At 68.6% G+C, this 26405-nt stretch carries 15 protein-coding genes; 10 read left to right on the top strand and 5 right to left on the bottom strand.

The window, feature by feature from the left end:
- Nucleotides 1-359 precede the first annotated feature (359 nt).
- From QHF85_RS21595 to QHF85_RS21580, 4 genes are all read left to right on the top strand, one after another.
- Complete coding sequence (locus tag QHF85_RS21595; protein WP_281329146.1) at nucleotides 360-887, top strand: sterol desaturase family protein; 528 nt, start codon at nucleotides 360-362, stop codon at nucleotides 885-887.
- 207 nt (nucleotides 888-1094) lie between these two features.
- Nucleotides 1095-2135 (top strand): STAS domain-containing protein, encoded by a 1041-nt coding sequence (locus QHF85_RS21590; protein ID WP_281329145.1) that lies wholly within the window; start codon nucleotides 1095-1097, stop codon nucleotides 2133-2135.
- A gap of 528 nt (nucleotides 2136-2663) precedes the next feature.
- Entirely contained in the window at nucleotides 2664-3176 is a 513-nt protein-coding gene (locus tag QHF85_RS21585) for a hypothetical protein (protein ID WP_281329144.1), read from the top strand.
- A 227-nt stretch (nucleotides 3177-3403) separates the two neighbouring features.
- On the top strand, nucleotides 3404-8953 hold the full coding sequence (locus tag QHF85_RS21580; protein WP_281329143.1) for an AAA family ATPase: 5550 nt from the start codon (nucleotides 3404-3406) through the stop codon (nucleotides 8951-8953).
- A 23-nt stretch (nucleotides 8954-8976) separates the two neighbouring features.
- Here QHF85_RS21580 and QHF85_RS21575 read toward each other — a convergent pair whose 3' ends face one another.
- Nucleotides 8977-9345, bottom strand: a complete 369-nt coding sequence (locus QHF85_RS21575) for a hypothetical protein (RefSeq protein WP_281329142.1) — start codon at nucleotides 9343-9345, stop codon at nucleotides 8977-8979.
- Between the two features lie 233 nt (nucleotides 9346-9578).
- Between QHF85_RS21575 and QHF85_RS21570 the strand changes: the two genes are divergently transcribed.
- Nucleotides 9579-10577: a hypothetical protein gene (locus QHF85_RS21570; RefSeq protein WP_281329141.1), complete on the top strand. Its 999-nt coding sequence runs from the start codon at nucleotides 9579-9581 to the stop codon at nucleotides 10575-10577.
- A 46-nt stretch (nucleotides 10578-10623) separates the two neighbouring features.
- On the opposite strand, the gene QHF85_RS21565 is transcribed toward QHF85_RS21570, so the two are convergent.
- The 3 genes from QHF85_RS21565 to QHF85_RS21555 form a co-directional block, all read right to left on the bottom strand.
- On the bottom strand, nucleotides 10624-11367 hold the full coding sequence (locus tag QHF85_RS21565) for an ABC transporter substrate-binding protein (protein WP_281329140.1): 744 nt from the start codon (nucleotides 11365-11367) through the stop codon (nucleotides 10624-10626).
- Nucleotides 11368-11426: 59 nt separating this feature from the next.
- Nucleotides 11427-12158: a hypothetical protein gene (locus QHF85_RS21560; protein ID WP_281329139.1), complete on the bottom strand. Its 732-nt coding sequence runs from the start codon at nucleotides 12156-12158 to the stop codon at nucleotides 11427-11429.
- A 161-nt stretch (nucleotides 12159-12319) separates the two neighbouring features.
- Nucleotides 12320-12916 (bottom strand): hypothetical protein, encoded by a 597-nt coding sequence (locus tag QHF85_RS21555; protein WP_281329138.1) that lies wholly within the window; start codon nucleotides 12914-12916, stop codon nucleotides 12320-12322.
- A gap of 355 nt (nucleotides 12917-13271) precedes the next feature.
- On the opposite strand from QHF85_RS21555, the gene QHF85_RS21550 reads away from it, so the two are divergent.
- The 4 genes from QHF85_RS21550 to QHF85_RS21535 all read left to right on the top strand — a co-directional run bounded on the left by QHF85_RS21550 (nucleotide 13272) and on the right by QHF85_RS21535 (nucleotide 21455).
- On the top strand, nucleotides 13272-16421 hold the full coding sequence (locus QHF85_RS21550; protein WP_281329137.1) for a tetratricopeptide repeat protein: 3150 nt from the start codon (nucleotides 13272-13274) through the stop codon (nucleotides 16419-16421).
- A gap of 149 nt (nucleotides 16422-16570) precedes the next feature.
- The gene (locus QHF85_RS21545; RefSeq protein ID WP_281329136.1) at nucleotides 16571-18784 is read left to right on the top strand and encodes a SulP family inorganic anion transporter; all 2214 of its coding nucleotides are present in this window, start codon (nucleotides 16571-16573) and stop codon (nucleotides 18782-18784) included.
- 19 nt (nucleotides 18785-18803) lie between these two features.
- Nucleotides 18804-20921 (top strand): vWA domain-containing protein, encoded by a 2118-nt coding sequence (locus QHF85_RS21540; RefSeq protein WP_281329135.1) that lies wholly within the window; start codon nucleotides 18804-18806, stop codon nucleotides 20919-20921.
- A gap of 24 nt (nucleotides 20922-20945) precedes the next feature.
- Nucleotides 20946-21455 carry a hypothetical protein gene (locus QHF85_RS21535; RefSeq protein WP_281329134.1) on the top strand — a complete coding sequence of 170 codons (510 nt, stop codon included), beginning with the start codon at nucleotides 20946-20948 and terminating at the stop codon, nucleotides 21453-21455.
- Between the two features lie 27 nt (nucleotides 21456-21482).
- Here QHF85_RS21535 and QHF85_RS21530 read toward each other — a convergent pair whose 3' ends face one another.
- Nucleotides 21483-22970, bottom strand: coding sequence for an arylsulfatase (locus QHF85_RS21530; RefSeq protein ID WP_281329133.1), 1488 nt, complete (start codon nucleotides 22968-22970; stop codon nucleotides 21483-21485).
- A 201-nt stretch (nucleotides 22971-23171) separates the two neighbouring features.
- On the opposite strand from QHF85_RS21530, the gene QHF85_RS21525 reads away from it, so the two are divergent.
- Nucleotides 23172-26390 carry a tubulin-like doman-containing protein gene (locus QHF85_RS21525; protein ID WP_281329132.1) on the top strand — a complete coding sequence of 1073 codons (3219 nt, stop codon included), beginning with the start codon at nucleotides 23172-23174 and terminating at the stop codon, nucleotides 26388-26390.
- Nucleotides 26391-26405 lie beyond the last annotated feature (15 nt).

Below are 26405 nucleotides of genomic sequence, written 5' to 3'. Positions count from 1 at the left end.
GTGAGGCGGGAGGCACGCGGGGGACGCGTCTGCCGAGGGATGGCTCCGTGACATGATATCAATGGCGTCGCTTGACGCACTCCCCGGGCGCATGTTCTACTCGCTGCGCAAGGTATGGCAGCTCGAACGGGCGTTGCTGAAGGACGCCGGCGACCGGGACTTCTTTCCTCCGGGTGAAGGGGTTCCGAGAAGATGTCGCTCACGAACACATTGCGGCTCTCGCTCTCGTATCTCGCATATCCGTCGGCACGCTCGTCGCCGTCGGCGTGTTTGCCCCGCTCGGAGAGGCGCTTTCATCTCGGCTCGGCACACGCCTCTGGCCGCACGGTTGGCCCCTCCCGCTGCAAGCGCTGCTCGCCGTGGTGGTGTTCGAGCTGCCCTGGTACTGGATCCACCGACTCGAGCATATCTGGGCCCCCTTGTGGCGCGTGCATTCGGTGCACCACAGCTCGCGCCGGCTCTATTGGTGGAACTTCGCCCGCACCCACCCGCTCGACAACCTGCTGAGCGCGGTCGCCGCCTTCACGCCGCTTTCGCTTCTCGGCGTCGGTGATGAGCCGCTCGCGCTGATGGCGGCCTTCTCCGGCGCGCACGGCATGCTGCAGCATTCGAACATCGATCTTCGCACCGGCTTTCTCGATCTGTTTTTCAGCACCGCGCGCGTTCATCGCTGGCACCATTCGCCCCGCCGCCACGAGGCCGATGCCAATTACAGCCCGAGGGTGATGCTCTGGGATCACGTCTTCGGGAGTTATCGCTTCCGCCCCGACGTCGCTCCACCCGAGGACGTGGGACTCGGCGAGGATGCGGCGGAATTTCCCGAGAGCTACGTCGGCCAGCTCCTCGTCCCGTTTCGCTCGGACCATGGGCGCAAGCGCCACCCCTGAGGCTCGCGGCTCGGTCGCCTTCGACCATGTGACACGTGTGTATGTCGTCCCTCCAGCGCAGCATCCCGCGCTGCCCCACGTGGCAGATTTGGAATCCGCGCGCGATCGGGACCTACCACACGTGGCAGGTGGGAAAACGGCAAAGAAGCGTCCTCGGACACGCGGAGCGCGTTGATTTGACGCAGGCGGTTGGGGCATTTTCACACGATGACCGACGTCCAAGCAGCGGCTTACGCGGCCGCAGTCGCGAAACTGCTCCATGCCCATGGTCCCACGCCGCGCGAGCGGCTGCTCGCCGGATGCTTGGCGTTCGGACTTTCGGAGGAGCAAGCAAACACGATCGTGGAGCGTGGGCTCGCGCTCTCGCTCTACGTCGTCGATCCCGCGACCGGTCACCTGCGCGCGCCCCAGCTCCTGCGCCGCGAGCCCACCGCCTTCCTCGGCGACGGGATCATCGATGCTCGAAAGGATCCAGACGTCGCGCGGCGCCTGGCCATCCTGCGTGTGCTCCTGTCGACGGCGCCGGTGGCCATGTGGGCCGTCGATCAGGCAGGCTACATCATCTATTACGAAGGCAAAGCCCTCGAAGGACTGGGTCTCCAGGACGGGCAGTTCGTCGGGCAGAGCTTCCACGAGGTCTTCGGCGAGCACGCCTGCGCGCCCTACGTCGCGCGCGCGTTCAACGGCGAGATCGTGGAGGTCTCCTGGGAGTACGGAGGCATCATCTGGCAGAACTGGTGCTTTCCGCTGAAAAACGCAGGCGGCGAGGTCGAGCTCGTCTCGCTCGTGTCGATGGACGTCACCGAGGCCCGGCACGCCGAGCAGGAGCTGCGCGAGAGGCTCACGACGATCGAACGTCAGCAGCGCGTGATCAGCGAGCTGTCGACGCCCATCATCGAGGTCTGGGACAAGGTGCTGGCATTGCCGCTGCTCGGCGTGGTCGATTCGACGCGCGCAGCAATGGTGATGACGAACCTGCTCGCCGAGGTGGTGAACAAGGCGTCCCAGTTCGTATTGCTGGATCTGACGGGCGTCGAGGCCGTGGACACAGCCACGGCAGGCTACATGCTCGACCTGCTCCGCGCCGTGCGGCTGCTCGGCGCAGAAGGCATCATCACGGGCATCCGGCCAAGCGTCGCGCAAACGATGGTGACGCTCGGCGTGGACCTCGGGAACATCGTGACCCACGCGACCTTGCGTCAAGGCCTCCAGCATTGCCTGCGCGGGCTCCGGCAGGGCAGGACGTAAGGCAATACGGCCCCTGATGGAGCTCGTTCGCAGGTCGGGCCACGGCATTCGGGGTCCGGCGACCGAGCCTGCATCCGACAGACGCATCGCCCTTCCACCACCGCGATCTCCCCTCCCAGAACCGACGCATCTCCTCCGCCGCCCGACACCACGCCCACCGCGCCCCCGAGCCCTCCTTCCCCCGAGCGCTCCCTCTCCATCCCCCCGCCGACACCTCCCGATGCGGCGACCCCACGCCCCCCTCTCCCGACCGATACCCATCCTCCCCGCAATCACACGCGCAATCCCGGCACAGGCGCCATCTCCCCCCGACGATCGACATCTCTCCTTCCCGGACCGATCCCTCTCCTCTCCGCTTCGACATCGATCCATCCCCGATCGACACATCTCCTTCCCCCTATCGAGACTTGTCGCCTGCCCGATCGACCTGTCGCCGTGCACGTTTCCGTCGCTGACGGGTTACATCGAAAGCCGAACCTTCCAGTCTCACGCCCATCTCCAAAACGGAGCAGGTAGGGAGGACCCACCATGAACGACGATACCGTAGTCAAATACACCGGACCCGCCTTGATCGATGCGCAGCCGATCAAGCACATGCTCGTGGACATCAAGGGCGGCGATCTGCAGGGATACAAGCGCGAAAAGCCGGCGCTCGCGGAGGTGCTCGAAGAGCTCGCCTCCGCCATGCCCAACCACGGCGACGAAGCGGGCATTCACCCCCATACCTACGATCAGATCGTTCAGGCCACCCAGATCCTCTCGCAGATCCGCGCGCTCAAGCCCGCCGCGGCCAAGCTGCTCGAAATCCTGAACGAGAGCGAGGTCTATTATGAGGACCTGCGCGAGGGGCAGATCATCCGTGTCGCCAAGAACGCCATCGATACGGCCAAGCTCGAGAACAAGCCCGGCATCCTCGCGAGCTTCGAAAAGACGATGAAGTACCGCTCGCAATACGCCGAGAAGGCCGCCGCCACGCGGCGCAAGAACGAAGAGGCCAAGGGCGACGCAGAGCCCGCCGCCGCCACAGCTTCCCCCGCCTGAGGCGCCTCGTGCGTCCACTCCCATTGCATTCACCCCTCCGGCGTATCGCCCTCGTCCTGGGGGCGATAGCCGCTCTCCCGCCGACCTGACGACCTCACGCGCCTGCACACCCAAGCGTCGCACGAGCTCTGCACGGGCCAAACTCCGCCGGTGCCAAGTCGCCCCCTTTGGGATATAAAGGGAGTTGGTCGTGTGCGCGCCTCGAGGGCGAGCGAGCAGGGTTTTCGATGATCGTCGGGAGAGGCTACGCGCTCCGCGAGAAGATCGAGGAATCTGCCGATTTTTCCCTGTACCGCGCGTGCCGCGAGGGCGACGGCGTCCCGGTCTTGCTGAAAGTCCTGCGCGCGGAACGATCGACCGGCGCCGAGGTCGCGCGCTTCAAGCACCAGTACGAGCGCATCGCGCGCCTCGCCTCGCCCCGCCTCGTCGCGCTGCGCGGCATCGAGGCGCTCGCCGGCTCCTTGATGGTCGTCCTCGAGGACTTCCCAGGCCGCGATCTCGCGCGGATCCTCGCCGCGCGCCCGTCACGCAAGATGCCGGTCGGCGAGGCGCTCGATCTCGCGGCCGCGCTCGCCGAAGGTCTCGCCGAGGTGCACGCGGCAGGGCTCGTCCACCGCGATCTGCGCCCGCAGAACGTGCTCGTCGGCGCGCACGGCGCGGTCAAGATCAACAGCTTCGGCGTCGACGCCGAGATCACCCACGCGCACGAACGGCTCTACGCGCCAGCGGTCATCGCCGACGTGTTGCCCTACGTGTCCCCCGAGCAGACAGGCCGCATGAACCGCGGCGTCGACTACCGGACCGACCTCTACGCGCTCGGCGTCATCCTCTACCAGATGCTCACGGGTCAACGCCCCTTCGAGGCCCTGGACCCGATGGAGCTCATTCACGCGCACCTCGCCCTCGCGCCCGCGCCGCCGTCCCGCGTCGATCCGACGATCCCCGAGGCCGTTTCCGACGTCGTGCTCAAGCTGCTCGCGAAGAACGCCGAGGACCGTTACCAGAGCGCCGAGGGCCTGCTCGCCGACCTCGAGCGCTGCCGCGAGGCCCTGCGCGGAACGGGGACGATCGAGCCCTTCGTCGCGGGCCAGCGCGATCGTCAGGATCTCTTCCGGATCCCCCAGAAGCTCTACGGCCGCGCGCATGACATCGAGGCGCTCACCACCGCGTTCGAGCGCGCGCTCGAGGGGAGCCGCGAGATCGTCCTCGTCTCCGGCTACTCGGGCATCGGCAAGTCCTCGCTCGTTCACGAGATCCTGAAGCCGCTCGCGCGGCAGAAGGGCTATTTCACGAGCGGCAAATACGACCAGTACAACCGCGGCACGCCCTACAGCGGGGTGATCCAGGCGTTCGACGGCCTCGTGCGGCAGATCCTCACCGAGAGCGAGGCGCGCATCCTCCGCTTTCGGAGCGCGATCCTCGAGGCGCTCGGGCCGAACGCCGAGGTCGTCTGCGACGTCGTCCCCTCGCTGTCCCACGTGCTCGGCCCGCTGCCGCCCGTCCCCGAGCTCGGGCCTGTCGAGGCGCAGAACCGCCTGAACCGGTGCTTTTTGCTGTTCGTCTCGGTGTTCGCGCGCCGCGCGCACCCGCTCGTCCTGTTCCTCGACGATCTCCAGTGGATCGACCCCGCGAGCCTCGGGCTGCTCCGCGCGCTCCTCGCCGACGAATCGCTCGAGTCGCTCTTCTTCTGCGGCGCCTACCGCGACAACGAGGTGTCGCCCGCGCACCCGTTCATCCTGGCCATCGAAGAGCACAAGCACACGGGGCTCGCCGTGCGCGACATCGTCCTCGCCCCGCTCGCGCGCCCGCACCTGCTCGAGATGCTCTCGGACAGCCTCAAGCGCGACGACTGCGGGCCGCTCGCCGACGCGGTGCTGAAGAAGACGGGCGGCAACCCCTTCTTCGTGAAGCAGTTCGTCCGGTCGCTGCATGACCACGGCGTGCTCACGTTCGCTGCCGGGTCAGGCTGGCGCTGGGACCTCGCCAAGATCGAAGCGCTCGCGTACACGGACAACGTCGTCGACCTCATGGTGCGCACCATCGCGCGGCTCCCAGCGACGACCCAGACGGCCCTGAAGCTCGCCGCGGCGATCGGCAACCGGTTCGAGCTCGATGTGCTCGCCACGGTGAGCGAGTGCTCGCCGGAAGAGGCGTACGGCCGCCTCGATCCTGCCGTCGGTGAGGGGCTCGTGCTCGCCGGGCGCGAGGGCTACCGCTTCGCCCATGACAAGGTCCAGGAGGGCGCTTACGCGATGATCCCGGAGGCGGACCGGCCCGCCTTTCACCTCCGGATCGGTCGGCTGCTCGCGGACAAGCTGGACCTCTCCGAGAGCCAGAACCTCTTCGACGTCGTCGGCCACCTGAACAGCGCGGGCGACCTCGTGTCGGACCCCGCGGAGCGGCTCTCCCTCGCCCGCATGAGCCTCGATGCCGCCCGCCACGCCGAAGACGCGGCCGCCTTCGGCGCCGGCCTGCGCTACCTGCAGCTCGGCCTCCCGCGCCTTCCGGAGGACGCCTGGACGTCGCAATACCCGCTCCGCCTCACGTACGCGATGAAGACCGCCCTCATGCTCTCGCTCTGCGGGCAGCACGACGACGCCCTCGCGACCCTCTCCGACTGCCTGGAGCGGGCCGCGAGCCGGCTCGATCGCACCGAGGTGCTGCGGCTCAAGATGAGCGTGCAGGTGCTCAAGAATGACCTGCGCGCCGCGCTCGCGGAGGGACTCGCGGCCCTGCGCCCGTTCGGGATCGACCTGCCCCCGTTCCCTGACGAAGCCATGGTCGACGCCCAGATCCGAGCGACGATGGCTCTCGTCCAGGAAAAGACGCTCGAAGCGCTGCCAGACCTGCCGCCGCTCGCGGACCCGGAGATCCGCGCCATGCAGGACGTGCTCCAGGAGCTCCTTTCTCCCTGCTGGTTCTTGAGCCCCAACAACTACGGCATCACGGTCGCGAAGGTCCTCGAAAACACGCTGCGTCACGGGCTGTCGAAGCACGCGATCTACGGCTGCATCAACTTCGGGGCGTTCCTCTGCGGCCGCGGCGACATCGAGCTTGGCTACCGCTTCGGCCGCGCCGCCTTCGACCTTTTGGAGCGCTACCCGGACAAGAACTCCGAAGCGATGCTCTGGAACCTGTGGGGCGCCTTCGTGCAGTACTGGAGAGAGGGTTACTCCGCCTGCAAGACTTCGTTTCTCGCGGGGATACACGCCGGGCTCGAGACGGGCCAGTACATCTGGGCGTTCTACGCCACGATGAACGCCAGCACGAACAGCCTCCTGCGCGGCCTGCCGCTCGCCGATATCCTCGCCGAGGCGCAGAGCTACCAGCCGATGCGGAAGCTCGACAAGTTCAATGCCATCACCTGGACCGTCGGCGCAGTCGCACAGCTCGCGCACCAGCTCTCGGTCGAGACCGCGCACCCGACCAAGCTCGAGGGCGCGTGGGTCGACATCGACGAGGTGATGGAGGAGTGCCGCCGGCTCGACAACCAGTGCTCGCTCGTCGTCGCCTACATCTTCACCGTTCTGCTCGACGTCTTCCAGGGCGCGTTCGAGGACGCGGCGCGCACCGCGCTCCCGCTGGACATCGAGTTCCCGAACGTGGAGGCCTGGCACGCCACCCCCGTGTTCCATTTCTACGCCGCCGTCGCGTTCACGCAGGCGGCGGACGTGGTCTCCCCGGACGAGCGCGCGCTCTTCCTCGCCCGCGCGGAGATCGTTGCTGAAAAGCTCTCGCGCTGGGCGAACTTCTGCCCGGAGAACATGGCGCACCGCAGCGCCCTGCTCGGCGCCGAGCTCGCGCGCGTCCGCGGCGACGCGCATGCCGCGTGGAATCGCTACGACGAGGCGATCGCCCTCGCCCAGCGCGGCAGCTACCTCCACGACGAGGCGCTCGCCAACGAGCTCGCCGGCCTCTCCTTCCACGCTCTCGGCAAGACCACCATCGCCCGCGCCTACCTCACCGAAGCGCACAGGGCCTACGGCCGATGGGGCGCGACGGAGGCGATGCGGCGCCTCGAGCGCGCGTACCCCGACCTCGTCCCGTGCGAGATCCTCCGCGGCGCGGGGGGCCTGGGAGCCGCCGCGCTCGACGTCGGCTCGGTGCTCAAGGCCTCCCAGGCCATCTCGGGCGAGATCGTCCTCGACCGCCTGCTCGACGCGCTCATGCGCATCCTGGTCGAGAACGCCGGCGCGCGGCGCGGCGTCCTTCTGCTCCTGCGTGACGGGCGGCTCGTCGTCGAGGCCGAGCACCGCACCGGCGAGGCGGCCGTCCACGTGCTCGGCGCGGCGCCCCTCGAGGGCCGCGAGGACCTGCCGGCCAGCGTCGTCACGTACGTGGCGCGGACGCGCGAGACCGTCCTGCTCGACGACCTCGTGATCGACGGGCCGTTCGGGCGTGATCCCTGCTTCGCCGGCGGTGCGCCGCGCTCCTCGCTCGCCGCGCCCCTCGTCTACAAGGGCCGCCTCGCCGGCGTGATCTATCTCGAAAACGACCTCACCCGCTCGGCCTTCACCCCCGATCGCGTCGAGGTGATCCGGCTGCTCTCGGCCCAGGCGGCCAACTCCATCGAGAATGCGCGCCTCTATGCGGATCTGCAGCAGGAGAACGCGGAGCGACGGCGCGCCGAGGAGGTGCTCCGCCATTCCTACTCGCTCCTCGAGGCCACGCTCGAATCGACGGCGGACGGCATCCTCGTCGTCGACGCCGAGCAGCGCGTCGTGCGTCAGAATCACAGGTTCGCGGCGATGTGGCGCATCCCGGACGAGATCCTCGCGACCGGGTCGGACGACACGTTCCGTACGTTCGTCTGCGACCAGCTCCTCGATTCCGATGCGTTCCTGCAAAGGATCCGCGCGCTTTATGCCTCGCCCGAGGAGTCGAGCTTCGATGTCATCCCGTTTTCGGACGGGCGCATCTTCGAGCGTTATTCGCAGCCCCAGCGCCTCGGCGGGCGCGTGGTCGGGCGGGTCTGGAGCTTCCGCGACGTCACCGCGCGTGTGCGCGCCGAGCAGCAGCGCGATCAGCTCCTCCTGGACGAGCGGCGCGCGCGCACGGCAGCGGAGAACGCCGTGCAGCTGCGGGACGAGTTCCTTTCGATTGCCTCGCACGAGCTCCGCACTCCGCTCACCAGCCTGCAGCTCGCCATTCAATCGCTGGGGCAAAGGCTCGCGCGGGGCATGGACGTCGAGCGCGTGCAATCCGCGGTCGCCCTCTCGGGCCGCCAGGTCAAGCGCCTCGCCGACCTCGTCGATATGCTCCTCGACGTCTCCCGGATCCAGGCGGGGAGGCTCGAGCTGCACACGACGCCCGTCGAGCTGCGCGTGCTCGTCGACGAGGTCGTCGTCCACCTCGGCGATCTGATTGCGCGGTCAGGCAGCACGCTCGCCGTGCGCGCGGAGCAGCCGGTCGTCGGCCGATGGGATCCGCACCGCCTGGAGCAGGTCGTGACCAACCTCCTCACCAACGCGATCAAGTTCGGGGAACGCCAGCCGATCGACATCGCCATCACCCAGGAAGATGGGGTCGCGCGGCTCTCGGTGACGGACCGCGGGATCGGGATCCCGGCCGAAGTGCAGGCGCAGCTCTTCCAACGATTTCGCCGCGGCGTCTCGTCGAACCATTACGGGGGGCTCGGGCTCGGCCTCTACATCACCCGCACCATCGTCGAGGCGCACGGCGGCCGCATTTGCGTGTCGAGCGAGGTCGGCCGGGGCTCGACCTTCTGCGTCGAGCTGCCGCTCTCGACCGAGCGCGGGGGGGATCTGTCGTCGTAGTCCTTTGCCCTGCGGCTGCAATGCTATTCGCAGCCGCAGCCGCAGGCATTGGAGAAGTAATTCTGCGGCGGATCGCAGCGAAACTTGATGAGCATGCATTTGTCCCTGTCGCCGAGGTATCTGCGGTGGGGCTCTTTGGCAGGGTCGCACCCGTCAGCCGCGGGGACCTGCGTGGTGGGCTGCGGCTCAGGCGCCTGGGCGGGCTGCGGGGCGGACGACGGCGGCGCGCTTTCAGACGTCGTGGACGCCCCGAGCGCTTGGGGCGTGGCGGGCGCCTGGTCGCCGGACGCTGGCGCCTGACCGCTGCAAGCGCCGGCCGTCGACACGGCGAAACACGCGAAGACGGCGTACATGGGCGAACGTCGGTAAAGGGAGAGCGAACTTTTCTTCATTCGAGACCTCGATACGATCCGCGCGCCGCAGGGCGCTTCGCAGGGGTTCAGCGTATAGCATCCCGCCCCCAGGGAACCGACGCGCCGTGCGTGGTGTCGTTCGCCGCGCGATGGGTCCCTTGCTGCGTTCTCTCTCCCTCTTGTGCTGCACAGCGGCCACGTTTTCTGCCTGCGTGCGGCCGGTTGTCACGCACACCGCACCGCCTGTGGTCGTGCTGCCCACCGAAGCGCCCGTGCGCAACGTCACCGCCGAGCCCCCTGACCCACAGCCTGCGCAGCCCGCGCAGCCCGCACAGCCCGGACCTCCCAGTGGAAACTACTGGGTGCGGCGGCTCACCCGCGGGATCCACGTCGCGTCGGGCGTGGGCCAAGAGCGCGCGTACTCGGGCGAGGTCGAGTGCGTGCCCGCGACGATCGATCGCAAGGTGAGCGACAAGCTCACGTTCACGCTGGGTCCGTTTTCGTTTGTGCTTTCCGAGTGGGGCGATCACTGGACGTTGTTGTCGCCCACGCTCACGCAGGCGTCGCCCGCGTTCTCGCTTCGCGGGGGCACACAGCAGGAGATCGATCGGCTCGAGGAGAGCAGCGACGCGGTGGTGCTCACGACGGTGGGCGCGCTGTTCCGTGAACGCGAAGCGTGCGCGCATAACACGCGCTTCACGCTGCGCTGCGTGGGAGACGCGTGCGACGAGATCGCGCCCACCGAGCGACCGTTTCTGCTCCCCGCGTGCGAGCAGGAGATGGCCGAGGCGGAGCGGATGCGCGCGCGGGTGACCGACGTTTCGGACGCGGCGCTCGCGCGCACGATCACGAGCGCAGACGCGCTGATCGCGCACGGCGGGACGTTGTGGGAGTACATGGCCAACGAAGCGCAGTGCCGCACGCTCACGGCGATGCCGCGCCAGGGCGGCGGCGTGAAGCTCTCGCAGCGTTACACCACGCGAGACGGGCGGCGGGTGGAGCGCGACACCCAGTTCGAGTTGCTGAGGCCGTCGACGCGGCAAGCGATGCCCTTTACCGACTTCAGCTCGGTGACGCTTCCCGACGGCAGCCGAAGCGGGAGCGCGAGCGGGATGATGATTCCGTCTCCGATGGTGCCGCTTTACTTCGGCGACCAGTTCATGCTCGTCGAGAACCGCGAGCTCTACCTCACCGCGGCGAGCTGCCGCGCGCGACAAGCCCAGGGCAGCGTGCCCGCGCTCCCGGCTCCGTTCACCCGCGACGCGCAGTGAGCGCGCGTGAAGGCCACTGCCACCCCCGCGACGGTGAACGCGCGAATCAAATCGGCGTCGGCGGCGCGACGACCGCCTCGTTTTGGCCGCTGCGCTCGAGTGCCCTCGCGACGAAGCCGGATGCCTTCATCTCCTCGACGAACGCGCGGAGCGCGCGCACGCCTGCGTCGCGGCCCTTCGGCATGCCCATCGCCTGCTCGATGGCCATGAAGCGGCCGGGGATCAGGCGCGTCTCGGGATGCTCCTCGGCGAACTTGGCCATGGGCTGCTTCACGCCGGCGGCGACCTCCAGCTTGTCGCGCAGGAACATCTCGCAGGCCTCGGAGCCGGTCGGCTGTGTGACGACCTTGGCGTGCTTCAGTGTCCGCGTCAGATGGAGCTCATACGCGCTGCCCTTGGCGGCGGCGACACGGATGCCGTCGCGGTCCACCTCGTCGGTGGTCTGGATGGGCGAGTCCTTCGGCACGACGTAGGCGCCCTCGATCAGCACATAAGGCCCCGTGAAGTCGATCTCGGCCGCGCGCACCGGATCGATCGCCAGGAAGGCGATGTCCCATTCGCCGCGCTTCAAAGCCTCGAATACCTTGCCGGCGGCGTCGAAGGTGACGAACTGGAGGGGGATGCCGAGTCGTTTGGCGAATTCGCGCGCGAGCTCGCCGGAGACCCCGCGCGGCTCGCCGGTGACGGGGTCCCTCTGCGCCAGGACGGTATTGCCGAAGTTGATCGCCGCGCGGAGCTGTCCGGTCGGCGCCAGGGCTTGAACGACGTGGGGCGGAATCGCGTCTGCCATGATGGCCGGAGACTAGCCAAGCGCGGCCGTCAATACAATCGGCGCTTCCGCCTCCTCCCTCATGGCGGCGTGATGATGTGCGTCTCGTCGTCCGCGCCCATGCCGGCGCCGGCCCGCTTCCCGAGCCGCTCCTCATACCAGCGCCGCGTCACACGCCCGGCCACGTCCCGGCTCCCGAGCCCGAACGCCAGCGCCGCCGCGAGCGCAATCGCGCCCAGCGTCAGCGAAAACGCGAGCGTCACGATCTCCTCGGCGATCTGCAGTTCCCGCAACGCCATGAACGCGCCGAGCGCCAGAATGCCCGCCCGGATCGCACCCGCCACGAGTGGCCGCTGCGAATGCGTCGCCTCTGCCTCCCCCGGCACAATCGGCCCGCCCGTCTCCAGCATCCGCGCGCGCACCCAGTTCGCGAACAGCAGCGCCGCGCCGAAAATCACCGCCGCCGCCAGCACATGCGGCAAATATGCGATGATCGCCGCGATCCCCGCGGCCACGGCCCCGAGCCGCCATGCGTCGGCCGCGTACATGGCCACGATCAGCATCGTCACCCAGAAGACGATCGACGCGCCCCAGCGGGATCCTTGCTCCGTCCGGTCCGCCCGCACCGAGATACCGAGCCTATCGACCAGCCGGTCGAAGCCTACCCTGTGCAAAATCGGCCTCGCGATCGAGGCGAGCAGCCTCGCGATGAAATAGCCGACCACGAGGATGGCGAGACCCCACAGGAGATCCGGCAGAAACGCGAGGAAATCGTTCCACGCAGCCCTGAGCCAGTACGTGCTCCGATCCATGTTCGGTCCTCCGACCCGGACGCCAATGCAATGCGCGGACCGGCTCGACCTGGCGTATTCTTGCGTCCGACCGGCGATATGCGCGCCGGCCTGCCCGGTCCTTCACGCGCACCACGCCGTTCGTCCGGCGCGCGCGGGAAAACCCAGCCCTCGACGTATCGTCAGGAGTGCGGCGCGGCGGGCGCGAGCGCGGGCGGGGCCGGCTCCTGCGCCGCCATGTTTCGGCGAATGTAGAGCGCCACGCCTGCGCCGACGAGCGCGGCCAGCACCACCGCGAGCACCCAGATCGCCGTCGCTGGGCTCGCGGAGGGCTCCGGACGCGAGGACACCTTCCCCGACGAAGGAACGCTGTGCGGCGCCGAATGCGGCATCACGATCGCGGGCGGCGGGGCCGGGCGCGGGCTCACCGGGCCAAACGGAGACATGAGCCCCTCGGGCGGCCCGGGCCGCTCGCCCGGCGCGAGGGGTTTGGCGCGCCCCGGCGAGATTCGCACCGTCGGCATGCGCCGCGGATCGACGCTGCTCGCAATGGCGACCTTGCCTGCGTCCGCGGGCTTCGGCGCTTGCACCGTGGGGAGCGCCGTCGGGCCCACGTAAGCCCGCGCCTCGCGCTCGCCGCCGCCGACGAGGACGTTCGCCTGGTTCGGAGGGACCGAGGGCCTGAGGACGGGGGGCGGCTCCGGCGACGCTCCTGCCCCGAACGAGGGATCGACGAGATCGCCGTCGTGCTCCGATTCCGAGGGTCTTCTCGCGCTCATGCGTCTCTTCACGCACCCCCTCGTCGCCGCGCTCCGCGGCGGCGCCGTCTCGACGGAAGGACGGGGGCACTTTTTGCGTATCCCAGGCCCGGGAGGCCGCCAAGGGGGGATCGCGCGCCGCCCGCCATTTTCCGACGTCGCCGCAGGCGCGTGGGAGGCAGCCAACGCCTGCGCGATCGCGTGCGTCCCGTCGACAAGCTTCCGTTGATTTTTGCTCGCTTCCCTTGCACTCTGCGTTCTGGCGTCGCGCGACGCCCTCGCCTGCCTCGGGCATCTTTGCTCGGCGCGTCGTGGGGGCCGCCGGGGCGCCGCGGTGGGGGATCCTGCCGCGTTCGGAGCGCCGGAATCCACGGACATGAACCCGCTCGTCCCCGACTTCATCCTGTACCAGGACACGCGGGGGAAGACCGAAGGCAACTTCGCGGCGGCGGCGCTCTTCATCGACATCCCGGGCTTCACGAACCTCACGGAGAAGCTCTTCCCGCACGGCCGCGAGGGCGCCGAGATCCTCGCCGGCACGCTGCGCTTCTACTTCGACCCGCTCATCGGCGCGGTGCACGGGCTCGGCGGGATCATCGTCGGCTTCGCGGGCGACGCGTTCACGGCCGTCTTCCCGCACTCGACAGGGCGCAACGTCGCCGAGCATGCGCTCGCGGCGGCGCTCAAGATGCGCCAGTTCTTCCTGAACCGCGCCGTCCGCGCGACGCGCTTCGGCACGTTCCCCTTCTCGTACAAGGTCGGCCTCTCGTGGGGCGCCGTCGAGTGGGGCATCGTCCGCACCTCGCCCGAGCGCGCGTATCCCTACTTCCGCGGCCCCGCGATCGACAAGTGCGCCTCGATCGAGCACCACGCCGAGAAGGGCGACATCCTCATGGATCTCGCCTTCCAGCAGCGCATCCCGGGCCGCGCCGTCACGCCCGTCGCCGAGGGCGTGCTCAAGCTCGCGGACCTCTCCGATATGCCGCTGCCGCCCGTGCCGCGCGTCCGCCCGCAGGGAGAAGGCGCGCACTTCGTCCCGCCGGGCATCCGCGACATGCCGCCGCAGGGCGAGTTCCGCCACGTCACGAGCGTCTTCCTCTCGTTCGATCAGATCCCGAGCTTCGAGGACCTGATCAAGCTCGTCGACGTCGAGGCGAGCCGCTACGGAGGCACGTTCACGGGCGTCGACTCGGGCGACAAGGGCATCAACTGCCTCATCCATTTCGGCGCGCCGATCACGCACGAGAACGACACCGAGCGCGCGCTCGACTTCGCGCTCGGCCTCCGCAAGAACGCGCCGAAGGGCATGCAGATCCGCGCGGGCATCACGCACGGCCTCCGGTACGCCGGCTTCAACGGCGGCACCGAGCGGCAGGAGTTCGCCTGCCTCGGCCCCGGGACGAACCTCGCGGCGCGCCTGATGATGGCCGCGCCGTGGAAGGAGCTCTGGTGCGACGCCGAGGTCTCCGCGCGCGCCCAGGGCACGCACCACTTCAAGCCCGCGGGGGATCGCGTCTTCAAGGGCTTCGAGCAGCCGATCAGCGTCTACGTCCTCGATCGCAAGCGCGTCGCCGTGCAGCGCGAGTTCCTCGCCCGCGGCCTCGTGGGGCGCGAGCAGGAGCTCGACGACCTCACGAAGCACCTCGGCCCGATCTTCGCCGGCCAGAACGCGGGCATCGTCTACGTCGACGGCGAGCCTGGCCTCGGCAAGAGCTTCCTCGTCGACACCTACCGCCGCAGGCTCGAGGACAACAAGAAAGACCGCCCGATCCTCTGGATCGACGCGCGTTGTGATCAGACGCTCCGGTCGAGCTTGAACCCCTTCGAGTACGCGCTGAAGGAGTACTTCGTGCAGTCGTCGGCGACGGGCCGCGAGGAGCGACACGTCAACTTCGACGACGCCCTCGATCGCTTGATCGACCGCCTCCCGGACAGCGAGGCCGGGCTCAAGCGCGAGCTCGAGAAGGCCCGCAGCGTCTTCGCCGCGATGATCGGCATCCGCTGGGACGGCTCGGTCTACGAGCGCATGGATCCGAAGCTCCGCTTCGCCGGCGCGCTCTCCGCGCTCTCGCTCTGGCTGCGCGCCGAGAGCCTTCTCCAGCCCGTGATCTTCCACCTCGAAGACGCGCACTGGGCCGACGGCGACTCGCTCGAAGCGATCAGCCACGTCGCGCAGGCCGTCAAGGATTGCCCCGTCGCGATCCTCTGCACCTGCCGCAACAACGACGACGGCACCCCGTTCCGCATCGAGCTCGAAGAGAGCGTCCCGCAGCACGCCGTGACGCTCGGGCCGCTCTCGCGCGAGAAGCTACGCGAGCTCGCCGAGGGCCTCATGGGCGGCCCCGTCTCCGAGGTGCTCGCCATGTTCCTGAGCGAGAACGCGAACGGCAATCCGTTCTTCGCGCAGGAGATCATGACGTACTGGCTCGAGGCGAATCAGCTCGCGGGCAAGAAGAAGGAGAAAGAAGACACGGGCGTCTCGACGCCGAGCATTTTCCTCCTCCCGAACGACGTCAACAGCCTGCTCATCGCGCGGCTCGACCGCCTCGAGCCCAAGGTCAAGCGCGTCGTCCAGGCCGCCGCCACGCTCGGCCGCGAGTTCGATCTGCGCATCCTCTCGCGCATGATGGACGACGACCCGCTGCTCCCCGAGCTCGTCCGCGTCGGCGAGGAGCAGTGCATCTGGTCGCCCATGGTCGCGCTTGGGGGCTACGCTCCGACAAGCGGAGCTGCGCCCCCAAACCCCCAGACCAAAGGCCGCTATCGCTTCAGCAACGTGCTCCTGCGGAACGCGGCGTACGAGATGCAGTCGCGCGCGCGCTTGCAGGAGCTGCACCGCCGCGCGGCCGAGGCCATCGAGGTCGCGCACGAGGACGACCTGACGGGGCAGCTCACCGCGCTCGGGCGCCACTGGCAACGCGCCGGGCAACCCAAGCGCGCCCGCTGGTACTTCCTCGCCGGCGCGCGCAAGGCCGCGGAGCGGTACGCCCACGGCGAGGCCAAGCGCCTTTACCGCGCCTACTTCAAGCTCACGACCGAGCCCACGCTGGAGAGCGTCGTCGTGCGGTACGAGTTCGGCCGCGACGTCCTCGAGCTCCAGGGCCGGCACGAGGAGGCCATGCAGGAGCACGTGCGCGTGCTCGACGAGGCGCAGAAGCTCGGCGATCGCGCCTCCGAGGCGCTCGGCCTGCTCGGCCTCGGCCGCGTCAACTGGGCGACGGGGCGCATCGAGAGCGCGCGCGCCTTCTACGAGCAGGCCCTCACGACGGCGCGCGAGGCGCAGAGCTTGTGGAACGAGGGGCTCGCGCTGAAGAGCCTCGCGGTCTTGCACAAGGAGCAAGGCCGGTTCGAGCTCGCGCGCACGTTCTTCGAGCAGGCCCTCGACATCTCGCGCAAGGTTGGAAATCGCCGCGACGAGGGCAAGATCCTCTCCGACCTCGCCAGCCTGCATCACCAGCAGGGCCACGTGAACGAGGCCGTCGCGCTTCAGGAGCAGGCCCAGGCCATCGCGCGCGAGCTCGGTTGAGCTCGAACGACCCGCCTCCCGGGGCGCCGCTTGTGCGCTCGGGGGCGACGATGTGCGCCGCCCTTGCCAGGCGAGCCCCTGTTCGCCGAAGATGACGGCCCCCCGAGCTTCTCCCGACGACGACGATGGAAGGGCAGCAGAGTCCGCCGATGCCTTCGACGCCCGCGCCCTCCCTCGGGCGTGGGCTCCGTGGATCGCGCGTCCTCTCGGGCCTCTTCGCGGGCGCCATGTCGGGCACCCTCGTCGCCACGTTCAGCATCACGCTCGCGGCGCTCATTTTCTCCGGCAATCTGACGAGATACCTGCCCGCGGGCATCGGCATGGCCCTCGCGGGGTCGGCCATCATCGGCGCGATCGTCGCCCTCGGCAGCTCCTACCGCGCCGTCATCGCCGCGCCGCAGGAGAACACGGCCGTCGTCCTCGCCCTCGTCGCCTCGTCGATCGGCAGTCACATCACGGCCAAGGGCGGCGACCCTTTCCCCACGATCGTCGCGGTCTGCTCGCTCTCCGCGCTCGTCACGGGTGGCCTCTTCCTCGTCCTCGGCGGCCTTCGACTCGGCACCCTCGTCCGCTTCATCCCGTATCCGGTCGTCGGCGGCTTCCTCGCGGGCACGGGATGGCTCCTCTTCACGGGATCCATCTCCGTCATGGTGGGGACCGAGTTCTCCCTCGCGTCCTTGCCGCTGCTCCTCCGCGCGGACGCGCTCGTCAACTGGGTCCCGGGCCTCACGCTCGGGCTCTTTTTGACGATCCTGCTCCGGCGCTACCACCACTTCCTGCTCTTGCCGGGCCTGCTCGTCTTCGCGGTCGCCATGTTCTACGGCGTCCTCTACGCGGCGGGCGGCACCGTCTCCGAGGCCCTCGATCGCGGGATGCTCCTCGGCCCCTTCCCGAGCGGCGCGCTCTGGCCGCCGATGCCGCCGTCGGAGGCGCTGCGCATCGACTGGGCCGAGATCGGCTCGAACGCGGGCAATCTCCTCGCGATCACCATGCTCGCGACGATCTCGATCTTGCTGAACGCCTCGGGCCTCGAGATCGCCACCGAGCGCGAGATCGACCTCGATCGCGAGCTCCGCGCGACGGGCATCGCGAACCTCGCGGCGGGCCTCGGCTTCGGCATGGTCGGGTACCTCTCGCTCAGCGAGTCGACCTTGAACCACAAGGCCGGCGCCGAGAGCCGCATCGCGGGCATCCTCTCCGCGTGCATCTGCGCCGCGGCCCTCTTCTTCGGCGCCTCGGTCTTCTCGTACTTCCCGAAGCCCGTCCTCGGCGGCCTGCTCGTCTTCCTCGGCGCGGGTTTCCTCCTCGAAACCCTCTACGACTCCTGGTTCCGCCTCCCGCGCGTCGAGTACGGCCTCGTCGTCATCATCCTCGTCGTCATCGCCTGGATCGGCTTTTTGCCTGGCATCGGCGTCGGCATCGTCGTCTCGTCGGTCCTCTTCGCGGTCAACTACAGCCGCATCGACGTCATCAAGCGCGCGGCCGTGGGCTCCGACATCCGCAGCAACGTCGAGCGCAGCGCCGGGGACGAGCTCACGCTGGAGGAGCGCGGCAAGGAGCTCTACATCCTCCAGCTCCAGGGCTACATCTTCTTCGGCACCTCGTACACGCTGCTCAAGCGCGTGCACCACCGCATGCTCAGCGACGATCCCGCGCCCACGCGGTACGTCCTGCTCGACTTCCGCCACGTCGACGGCATCGACTCCTCGGCGGTCCTCTCCTTCGTTCGCATGCGCAAGCTCGCCGAGTCGAACGGCGTCACGCTCGTCCTCACCGACCTGCCGAGCGCCGTGCGCAAGCAGCTCGAACGTGGCGGATTCGCCGACGGATCGAAGCGCGTCCGTTTCTTCCCCGACCTCGATCACGGCCTCGAATGGGTCGAGAACCAGGTCCTGCGCGCGGCGCCGCCGAGCATGCTCCCGCCAACGAAGCTCGTCGACGAGCTCGAGAGCGTCTTCCGCACGCGCGAGTTCGTCTCCGGCTTCCTCCAGTACCTCGAACGTGTCGAGGCGCCCGCGGGCTACCAGATCTACCGCCAGGGCGACGTCTCGAAGGACCTCTACCTCATCGAGTCCGGCGAGCTCACGGCGTGGCTCGAGCTCGACGGCGGCAAGACGAAGCGCCTGCGCACGATGGGCCCGGGCACCGTCGTCGGCGAGTCGGGCCTCTACCTCGGCGCGCGGCGCTCGGCCACGGTCGTCTCCTTGTGCCCCACGGTCCTCTATCGCCTCTCGCTCGACTCGCTCGAACGCATGACGCGCGAAGCGCCGCACCTCGCGGCCTCGTTCCACCAGTTCGTCGTTTGCCTGCTCGCCGAGCGGATGGTCCTCGCGACGGGCGCTTCGAAGACCCTCTTCAACTGAGGCGAAAGCCCCGGGCGCCATGAAGATCCTCCCGAGGCTCCTCTGCTCCGTGATGATGACCGGGGCGCTCCTCGCGCCGCGCCTCGCGTCGGCCGACGGCGCGCTCCGCACGGTCCTCGTCATCGACGCCTCCTCGTCGATGCGCGGCACCGACCCCAAGGAGCTGCGCAAGGTCGCGGCCGAGCTCTTCGTCGACCTCACGCGAAACGGCGACGAGCTCGCGGTCGTCGGCTTCGACGGCGCCGCGCGCGACGCCATGGCCTCCCTCGTCGTCGTGCGGACGCCCGACGATCGCGCCCAGATCAAGCGCGCCGTCCGCGCCGTCGGCAACGACGGAAGCTGGACCGATTTCACCGCCGGCCTCGAAGGCGCGCGCCGCCTCCTCGAAGGAAAACCTCGCGCCCCCGGCGATCAGGACCTCATCGTCTTCCTCACGGACGGCCGCTGCGATCCCGACCCGCGCGGCCCGCTCGCCGACGCCGCCCGCGCGACTGGCGGCAAGGCCAAGGTCGAACAGGTTTGTCAGGCCAAGGTCCTCGACGACCTGGTCCCCTCCCTCGGCAAAACCCGCATCTACGCCGTGGGTTTGTCCAAGAGCGCCCCCCGCGCCTTCCTCGAAGACCTCGGCCGCCGCACCGGCGGCATCGGCGTCGCCACCGACCGCCCCGACGAGCTCCCGCGCCTCTTCGCCGACATCTACGCCCGCCTCTTTGGCAGCCGCCTCTCCGAGGGCGCGTCTGCGCCTTCAATCTCCGTCCCGGTCGACGAGGGCGCGAGCTCGCTCGACCTCGTCCTCGTCGGCCCCCCGAAGCTCGGCATGCGCCTCTTCGACCCGAAGGGCGCGGAGGTCTCCATCGCGGGCGATCGTCCCGGCGTGTATTTCTCGGACAACCCTGCGTACCGCCTCCTGCGCCTCGACGCGCCCGAGCCCGGCGCGTATCGCCTCGACGTCGCGGGCGGCGGCACCGGGGGCCGATATGCGGTCCTGCAAAACCTCGATTTGCACCTCGCATTCCCCGGTTTGCCCGAGGTCATTGAAATCGGCAAGACCGCCACCATCCGCCTCCGCCTCGCGACCCCGGGCGGGAAAACCCCCGCCAAAACCTTCCTCGATCGCCACGCGTTTTCCCTCACGTCGGTGGAGGGCGCGAGCGCCTGCGACGACGCGGACGCCTCCACGGCGCCCGTGCCCCTCCGCGCGCTGCCGGACGGCTCGTTCGAGGCCACGATCACGCCCTCGAAAAAAGGCGCCTTGTGCCTCCTCGGCCGCATGAGCCCGGGCGAATCCGGCGTCCTCACGCGCGAGGCACGCAGTGCCCCGATCCGCGTCATTCCGCCGATTCACCTGAAAGCCGCCGTCACCCAACCGTTTGGCACGGTCAAACAGGACGGCCACGCCGCCGCCATCATTTCCCTCGAAGGCAGCGATGTCGGCGAGCTCATCTTTGCCGACATCGAGCACGAGCACCTCGAGAACGAGGGCAACCGCGAGGGGATGTCGCTTTCGCATCGCGACCTCGAGATTGGCCCTGCCACGAAGAAAGAATTCGGCATCAACCTCGCCGTCGGCCGCGACGCGCCGCCGGGCCCGCGCGAGATCACGCTCCGCCTCGTCCCGAAGAAGCCCGCCGGCTTCGAGGATCGCGCGGTCACCGTCCGCATTCCGGTCACGATCGTCCCGCTCACCTTCTGGGAGCGCCACGGCCGCAACATCCAGCTCTTTCTCGTCGCCTTCTTCACCTTCTTCCTCGTCATCGGCCTCATGCTCCCGGCGCGATTCCGGCGCACGGCGATCCTCCATTACGAAGATCGCCGCGACCCCGACCTCCCGCGCCAGGCCAAGTTCCCGCTCGGGGCCAAGGTGCGCGCGGGTCTTTATCGATCGGCGCGTGTCACCATCGGTCCGATGGGCCCCATGCCACGCGGCGGCGTCGTCGAGCTCCGCGCGGGCCCCGGTGGCTCGATGCTCGCCCGCCCTGTCGGGGGCAAACGCGCGACGGAGCTCCCACGCGAGGACGATTTCAGCGCAGGCGAGCCTCGCGAGCCGCGGCTCGTGAACGGCTGGTTCCGCGTCTCGCCGGGCGTGAAATACGCGATCGAGGGGACGGGGCTCGTGTTCTGGTGGAGCCCGCGTTGAATATACCGGAAAAGGTAGCTTAAAATGAATCGATTGGCTTTGGCAGGTTTGCTCCTCATTTCGATGGTCGTCTCGGCCTGCAGCTCGGGCGGCGGCGGCGGAGACGGCGGTTCCGGCGGGAACGGCGGCTCCGGCGGGAGCGGCGGCGCGGGCGGGAGTGGCGGCTCCGGCGGAAGCGGCGGCTCCGGCGGAAGCGGCGGCGCGGATCCGTTCGCCCATTGCGAGGGACGCCCCTACACCGCGACGATCGTCGCGCCGACGGACGGCGCGACCGACGTCCCCACCGATGTCCGCGTCCGTATCCAGTGGTCGGACGGCATTTCGGATCGGTATATTTCGATGACCACGCAGACCGGCGAGGTCATCACGCCGAGCGGCGCTGGCGTCGACGAGAATGGCGACTACGACCTCTACCTGTTTGCCCCGGCGACGCAGTACACGCTGGACGTGGGGTGGTTCTGCGTGATCGACGGCGGCGCGAACCACAAGAACTACCCGCTCGCCACGTCGTCGTTCACCACGGCCGCGCCCTGACACGACCCTCTGCCCACCGGCGCGGCCTCACTGCCTGAGATTCATCACCGCTTCCATCACGCGGTTGAGATTGAAGCTGCCTGGCTTCTGACGCGGCGGGAATTCGCGGAAGCTCTCGAGCCACTGCGCCACATAGGCCACCGCGGGCAGGACCACGAACATGTGCTCCATGTACCAGCGCCCGTAACCGATGGCCTCGTACTCGGCCCGCTCGAACGGGTCCATGCGCAGATTCGTCAGCAGCGGCGCGCGCAGCTCCGTGAAGGGCTCGATCCAGACATGCAGCCCGTGGGCGTCTTGCCGCAGGAAGGTGACCTTCCAATCGTCATAACGCAGCGCCGCGATGCTGCCGTCGTCGGTCCAGTACAAGAACTCCCGTCGCGGCCATGGCCCCTGACCCTGGAGCGCGGGCAGGAGGTTATAGCCGTCGAGGTGGACCTTGTAGTTCCTGTCGCCGACATTCTTGCCCTTCAACAATTGTGCCTTGATGCCGGGATCTCCCGCCGCTGCCAGCAGCGTCGGCAACATGTCTTCATGCGCGGCGGTGTCGTTGATGACCGTGCCCGGCTCGACGACGCCGGGCCATCGGATCAGGCAGGGCACGCGGTAGCTACCTTCCCAGCTCGTATTTTTCTCGCCGCGGAACATCGTCGTACCGCCGTCGGGCCAGGTGAAGGTTTCCGCGCCATTGTCGGTGGAATACATCACGATCGTGTCTTCCGCGAGGCCTAGCTCCTCGAGCTTGTCCAGCAATTGGCCGACCTGGCCGTCATGCTCGACGAGGCCATCGGCGTAAATGCCATACCCCGTCTTGCCCTGCGCCGACTTCTTCAGGTGCGTGAAGACGTGCATGCGCGTGGAGTTCCACCAAAGGAAGAAGGGCTTCTTTGCTTTCTTGGCGCGCACCATGAAGTCGAGCGCCCTTTCGGTGATCTCCTCGTCGATCGTCTCCATGCGTTTCTTCGTCAGCGGGCCGGTATCCTCGATGCGGCCATTGGCGAAGCTGTGAAGGACGCCGCGCGGGCCGAACCTCTTCTTGAACTGCGGATCCTTCGGATAGTCGGGGTGCTCCGGCTCCTCCTCCGCGTTCAGGTGGTAGAGGTTGCCAAAGAACTCGTCGAACCCGTGGTTCGTCGGCAGCATTTCATCGCGATCCCCGAGGTGGTTCTTCCCGAACTGGCCGGTCATGTAGCCGCGCGCCTTGAGCAAGCCGGCGATCGTCGGATCTTCCACCTTCAATCCCTCGTGTCCGCCCGGCATTCCGATCTTGGTGAGGCCCGTGCGGATGGGCGACTGACCAGTGATGAATGCCGCGCGGCCTGCGGTGCAGCTCTGCTGGCCATACCAGTCCGTGAACAGCGCGCCTTCCCTGGCGATCCGGTCGATATGGGGCGTCCTGTAGCCCATCAAGCCCCTGTTGTAGGCGCTGAGATTGAACTGGCCGATGTCATCGCCCCAGATGATGAGGATGTTGGGCTTCTTGCCCTGCGACGCGGTTTTCTTGTGCTTTCGCATGGATGGTCCCCCCCTTGGTGGTGTGCGCGGAACCTAGTGCGAGGGGGCCGGGGGGGTCAGCAGGCGGCCCCCGCCCTCGCGAGGGCCGCTCCCGTGGATCGTCGTGGAAGTACGGGGAGTTGTTCTGGAACATCGATCTTTCCTCGGCCGCCACGTCTCTGGTACGCTCCTCGGCCCCCGTACTCGGGGAGGGGAACCTGCATGCCGCTCAGCGAAAAGAAGATCGCCCCCGCATTTTTCATTGGTCTCGGGGGCGCCGGAGGCGCCATCGTCGACGAGCTCGCCCGCAAGGTGAAGCAGGAAGACTCGTTCGAGCGATACAAGGACCTCGTTCACTTCTTCGCGTTCGACACCGACGCCGACGATCTCGCGCGGCTCGTCTGGATCGACGCGGCCCACAAGTTCGTCCTCTCGGACTTCGACAAACCCGAGTACGTGGAGCTCAAGCGCGGCAAGCTCCACGCGAAGGCCGATCCCCTCTTCGAGCAGTGGTGGCCCGCGTGGTACCAGCCCCGCGCGCACCGCGGCAAGGGCGCCGGCCAGATCCGCATCGAGAGCCGCCTCTCGCTCTACCACCACCTCGAAAACGATCGCGCCAAGATCCTCGAGACCCTCGAGAAGGCGATCCGGCGCGCCTACGACGTCCACAACCCCTTCCGCGCCAACAAGGCCGCGAAGATCCACGTCTATGCCTCCCTCGCCGGCGGCACCGGCTCCGGCGGCTTCGCCACGATGGCCCTCACGGTGCGGCGCCTCCTCGGCGGCCAGCGTGGGCATCGCATGATCGGCACGTTCGTCCTGCCGAACGTTTTCCGTGGCAAGGGCCTCCCGCCGAACCAGTTCGACAAGATCATGGCGAACGGCCACGCGGCCCTCCAGGAGCTCGAGCTCCTCCAGAGCGCCAGCCCCGCCGCGCCCGTCGAGTTCCACTACGACCCGGACAACCCCGAGCGTGTCCTCGTCGACCGGCCCCCGTTCGATCAGATCTACCTCGTCGAGGAGAAGACCGAGAGCGGCGTCGTCCTCGCCGACTCGCAGCAGATCTACCCTGCGATCGCGGACGCCGCGCACGCGCAGATCTTCACGTCCATCCTCGATCGCGAGGGCTCGACGCTCGACAACGACACGCGCGAGCTCATGCAGCTCGACGAGCAGGCGTTCACGAAGTCGTTCGGCTCCTTCGGCATCGGCGCGCTCGTCCTGCCCGTGGAGGACGTCCTCGAACACGCGGCCTTGAAGCTCGGCGCGGAGCTCTTGCTCGCGGCCGTGCCCGGGGGCAGCGCGGCGCTCGGCGACGGCGCCGATCTCGACGCAGCCGATCAAGCGTTCGTCCGTGGCCTCGAGAGCAAGGCCGAGGGCAAGGGCGAAGAATCCGAGCCGTATCGCCGCGCCGTCGAGTGGGCGCGCGGCGGCGGCAGCGGCGGCGAGGGCACGATCGGCGCGTTCCTCCGCCGCACGCGCGAGGACGTCGCCAAGCGCATCGACGAGGCCATCAAGTTGCGCGGCTGGGACGAGGCTGAGCTCTCCGCGTTCGAGCGCGATCCCGAGCGCGTCCGCGCCGAGACCGCGCAGGCCTTCGCCGCGCTCAAGGTCCAGGTCGGCAAGAGCGAGGACGCCGCGCGCGAGCGTGCGCGCGAGGCTGCGCTGCGTGTCGCGGCCGAATCGGGCGAGCTCTCGCTCACCGAGCTCGCGAAGGACAAGGGCCCGACCGAGGCGCGTTACTTCCACGCCTTGCTCCGCCAGGCCGTCGCCGCCGAGCAGGAGACCGCGCGCAAGGCCTACGAACGAGGCCTCGTCCTTTCGGACGGCCGCCTCGGCGAGGACTTCAAGCGCCGCGTCGACGAGCTCGCCGAGGCCGCGCCGGAGACGCTTCTCGAAAAGCTCCCCGGCCGGGAAAACGATTACTTCGAGGTCGCCGCCTCCTTCGCCGGCTGGTATCGCGACGTGCTCGACGGCCTGCGCGCGCGCATCCGCGCGAACGCCTTGATCGAGTACTTCTCGGCCGTCCTGCGCGAGCTCGATCGTCGCCGCCTCTCGAGCTTCCATTTCTTCGCGCGTGTCGATCGCATCCAGCGCCGCCTCGAAGAGCGCGCGGCTCGCATCGTGGCCGCGGGCGGCCGACGACACGAGGGCGGCGACGCGAACCGCTACGTCCTCGACGTCGAGGTCCTTCAAGATCACCGCACGGGCCATCGGCTCTGGGATCACCTCTACGCGCGCCTCGTGCGCCCGAGTGATCTCCAGCTCTCGGGCGCGCTTTCGCGCCTCGCGGCGGTCGCGAGCCAGGGCGGCGCGGAGCAGGACATCGAGCGCCGCATCATCGACGACCTCGTCCAGCTCGCCTCCGCCGCGCTCCGCGGCCGCATCGCGGGCGGCCTCGAAGAGCGCGGCTTGCGCATCGACGAAGAGCTTCGTTTCGAGGCCCAGCTCGTCTCGGCCACGCGCAGGCTCGAACGCCGCGGCGGCCCGCTCCCGCCCGCGTCCGATCCGCAGTGGATCGAGGAGGCGCGCCGCACGCCCGACGACGAGATCGAGAAGTACGTCAAGGACAAGCTCGAGTTCGCGGCCGCGAAATGCGCGCCCTTCGTGACGCTCGGCGCGGGCGCTCCGCTCCTGCCCGACAAGGCGTACGTCGTCATGCACGGCGATTACGAGCGCACGCTTGGGCCCGTGCTCGCGCACCTCGCGACCCACCGCGTCGATCGTGGCCAGATCGTCGCCTCGGATCACCCCTACGAGATCATCTTCTACCTCGCGCGGCTCGGCTGCCCGCTGCACGCCGTGAAGAGTTTGTCCGACTACGAGCGCCGTTATCGCGCGGTGAAGGACAAGGAGCTCGCCGAGGGCGCGAAGGTCCCGGGTTTGCCCAAGGGCGTCCCGCAAATCCCGCTGCACATCGACAAGAACTGGGAGGGCGCGCCGGAGCCGGAAACGCGCCTCTTCCGCATCTCGATCGACGGCGTCCGCGAGAACGACTCCAAGCTCGCCTGGACCGAGCGGCTCTCGCACGTCCGAAAGAAGGCCGGCGAGGAGCAGGTCCGCACCGACGACATGCGTGATTTCACGCTCGCCGTCTGCTTCGGCGTCATTCGCCGCATCGAGGGCGTCTACCTGATCGAGGACCCGGATCTGCCGGAGGATCGCCGCAAGCTCGGCAAATTCCGCGACCAGGCATTCTCCAGTTATCGCGGCCGCATCGACGCGCAGAAGACCTGGGTGCGTCGCGCGTATGCGGCGCACCTGCTCCGGATCGAGGAAGACCGCAATCACGCCGAGCTCACCACGCGCCTCGAAACGCACGTCGCCGACATCGAGCGCCTGGTCAAGCTCGCCGACGGCGCGGGGGGCAAACCCGAGCTCGAGCACCTCACCCGCGAGATCGAATGCCTCGCGGTGTTCCGTCGGGAAAAAGGGCTCTGAGGCCCCGGGGGGCGC

Source organism: Polyangium sp. 6x1 (genome assembly GCF_029946515.1).
Taxonomy (GTDB): domain Bacteria; phylum Myxococcota_A; class Polyangia; order Polyangiales; family Polyangiaceae; genus Polyangium.
This window is presented reverse-complemented; position numbering and strand designations above follow the sequence as displayed.